This window comes from Synechococcus sp. R6-5, from assembly GCF_047461775.1.
GTDB lineage: Bacteria > Cyanobacteriota > Cyanobacteriia > Thermostichales > Thermostichaceae > Thermostichus.
On sequence record NZ_JANSHV010000269.1, the window covers coordinates 1 to 2,453 of the forward strand.

A 2,453-nucleotide genomic window follows, 5' to 3' on the forward strand; every position below is an offset into this window, starting at 1 on the left:
TATTGACTAGAGTCATGCTCTCAGCACTCACCTCTGCTTCTGAATCGTTGCGCAAACAGAATTGCACCACCTGCGAGGTTTGGTCGTCGATGGGGGTAGCCGCTGTGAAAATGATGTGGATGAGGCCGTTGGGGTAGGTGATTTTGAGCTTGCGACCAAAAGGCATAAACCAGGTGCCCTCCAGGATACGCACTGTGCGATCCTCTGACATCCGCAAGTTTTGCTTCTGCAAGTCACTGTTGAACACCGGCAAAACAGAGGTGGCCCGAAGGCCATATTCCAGTTCTTCAAGGCTGTCCAGATCGGGGGGTACAGGCTCGGAGATCACCCCAAAGCTCTGCTGATGGACGAAGTGGGGATGGGCATTGTCAAAGGAGTTTTCCATCAGGCGCAGGCCAGCACATTTCCAGACCTCATAGAACTGATGAATTTGGCGAAACCGGGAATCCGCCACCTCTGGGATCTCGGGAATATCGGTCAAGGGCTCTGCCAATGCCACCCAAACATAGCCGTAGCGCTCTTGGCAGCGAAACCCCTCCACCTTGTAGGTAGGGGGGATGAAGTTGTCTGTAAGTTGGGGCACCTTCACACAGGTGCCGGAGCCGTCAAACTCCCAGCCGTGATAGGGACAGCGGATATGGCCATTGCAGACGACCCCCTTGGAGAGTTGAGCGGAGCGATGGCAACAGCGATCCAAAACGGCGCAGGGCTGCCCCAACTCATTGAGCCAAAGCACCAAAGGGGTCTTCAGCAGCGTGAAAGCTTGTGGGCCGGCTTCCAGAGCTGATACTGGGATCACAGGGTACCAAAACCGCCTCAGGACAGGTTGCTGGGTAACAAGCATAAACCCGCTCCACAAGTCTTGTTCGAAGGATCATGAGCCAGCTTTTCGTGAGCCCAGGTGACTCAAAGCATTGCCCTCAGCAAAAAGAGTAGGCGTCGAAATACCCGAAGTCCGTATAAGCCAACACAGCTTTGCCCTGCCACAGCGGTCGCGTTTGGACATCGACAACTCCCCCTCTATCCAGAGATGGGCTATTGATTGAGGGAAGTAGAAAAGTGTCAGTGGGCTTCTGTTGGCATGTGGCTGTGGGGAGAGGTGGAAAGGTGCAAAACGAATTGAACCCCAACCGAGATCTCCGTAACACAGGGATCCCGGCCCAACCTACTGCAGAGTCCACCTCCCCCAAACCAGAACCGGCTGCTGAGAGCCAGGCAAATTGCTTGACAGACGGAGAGGTGGATCCAGAGCCCCGCCTCAGCCGTTCTCAACAAAAACGAGAGCAGGAACGCCGCTCCTTACCTTGGCGCCTGGGGCTGGCCAATGTGCTCTCGGCAGGGTTGCATTTCATCGCGTTGCATTTCATGGCGATGAGCTGGATGGGTTGGCGGCCTGGGATCCCGGAGGAGGAGATAATCTCCTTTCAGTGGGTGGAGATGGCGGATGAGCCGCCCCCAGAGCCGCAGTGGATTGCGCCCGTCTCCGCCCGTGAGTCCGGTGTCTCTGAACCTCGGGATCACGTATCGGTGGGGCAGTCGCAAGTGGCCAATCCAGGTGAATGGGTAGAGGTCACTTCTGCAACGGCACAGCCTCTGCTCGCCTCAGCCGCAGGGAGTCCTGTCCCTGAGATCCTTTCTCCGCCGACAAGGGAGCTTGAGGTGCCCCAGCCCGCCCGGAACTCTGCCTCTCCTCAGCAGCAGCCAGAGGCCAGGTTAGAAAATCTATCAGCGGGTTTAGCAGCTCTGGAGCAGGCAGTTGCCGATCACAATTGGGCAGAGGCGCTACATCTGACGGAAGAATGGCTGGATCGCTGGCCTCTGTCCTCTCTGCAGCGCCAACAACTACAGGACTATCGTCGGCATCTGCAAAGCCTACTGGCTACCTCCTCAGCAGCAGCAGTGGAGACCAAATCGGCTCAGATCTCTCCTGCTCAATCCCTCAAGCCTCAAGCCTCAACCCGAAAGAGCAGCAAGTTCTCCTGAGGTTTTGCCACAACCCTACCTGTCGGCTCCAGCGGATCCGCACCCAACTTTGCCCTCTCCAGAGCCGATCGCAGCCCCGTTGGAAGAGCCTTCTCCCACCTTGCCCCCGACTTTTCCTACCGGATCCCACAACTCCGACTTCGGTCGCACCAGTGGGATCGAGTCCTCTCAGGCAGGCCCACCCAGCCTAAATGCCACCGCCGATCCGAATTGGGGAGACTACTTGGCTCAATTTCAAGAAAGGGTTCGCCAACACTGGATGGTACGGCGGGCATCCGGATCCTACGTAACGGTGGTGCAGGTGCGTCTGGATCGACAGGGATCCTTGCGGGAACTGCGCCTGCAAACCCCCTCAGAAGATCCCCTGTTGGATGCAGCCGTGCTCAGTGCCATCCAGCGCTCAGCCCCCTTTGCTCCTTTGCCCGAGAGCTATGTTGGCGAAGAAGTAAACTACCCGACCCTGACTGCTT

3 protein-coding genes are annotated in these 2,453 nt (G+C 57.3%); 2 read left to right on the plus strand and 1 reads right to left on the minus strand.

What is annotated here, in order from left to right; all coding sequences use genetic code 11:
- Positions 1–844 (minus strand): Rieske 2Fe-2S domain-containing protein (locus tag NW818_RS12565; protein WP_414424741.1); only part of this gene is annotated, 844 nt, incomplete at its 3' end.
- A 263-nt stretch (positions 845–1,107) separates the two neighbouring features.
- Between NW818_RS12565 and NW818_RS12570 the strand changes: the two genes are divergently transcribed.
- Together NW818_RS12570 and NW818_RS12575 are read left to right on the plus strand one after the other, a co-directional pair.
- Complete coding sequence (locus tag NW818_RS12570; protein WP_414424742.1) at positions 1,108–1,983, plus strand: hypothetical protein; 876 nt, start codon at positions 1,108–1,110, stop codon at positions 1,981–1,983.
- A gap of 4 nt (positions 1,984–1,987) precedes the next feature.
- Positions 1,988–2,453, plus strand: a 466-nt coding sequence (locus tag NW818_RS12575) for an energy transducer TonB (RefSeq protein ID WP_414424743.1), incomplete at its 3' end; no start/stop codon positions are given.